The sequence below is a fragment of the Lacinutrix chionoecetis genome (genome assembly GCF_053604665.1).
Map to the genome: position 1 here is coordinate 1 of NZ_JBSHNQ010000089.1, position 465 is coordinate 465.

Genomic DNA, 465 nt, shown 5'->3' on the forward strand with positions numbered 1-465 from the left:
GCCGTTTCGTAACAGGCTGTGGTTGGCTCCATTGGTTGTGTTCCGGTTACTTCCCAAGCACAAGTCGTGTCGTTGAACGTTGCTGTTTCGTAACAGGCAGTTGTTGGTTCGGTTGGTTGTGTTCCGCTTACTTCCCAAGCACAAGTCGTGTCGTTGAACGTTGCTGTTTCATAACATGCTGTGGTTGGCTCCATTGGTTGTGTTCCGGTTACTTCCCAAGCACATGTTGTATCATTAAACGTTGCCGTTTCATAACAAGCAGTTGTTGGTTCGGTTGGTTGTGTTCCGGTTACTTCCCAAGCACAAGTCGTGTCATTAAACGTTGCCGTTTCGTAACAGGCTGTGGTTGGCTCCATTGGTTGTGTTCCGGTTACTTCCCAAGCACAAGTCGTGTCGTTGAACGTTGCTGTTTCGTAACAGGCAGTTGTTGGTTCGGTTGGTTGTGTTCCGCTTACTTCCCAAGCA

1 protein-coding gene is annotated in these 465 nt (G+C 48.6%); it reads right to left on the reverse strand.

The window, feature by feature from the left end; genetic code table 11:
- Window positions 1–465 (reverse strand): hypothetical protein (locus tag ACVC43_RS16720; protein ID WP_452225695.1); only part of this gene is annotated, 465 nt, incomplete at both ends.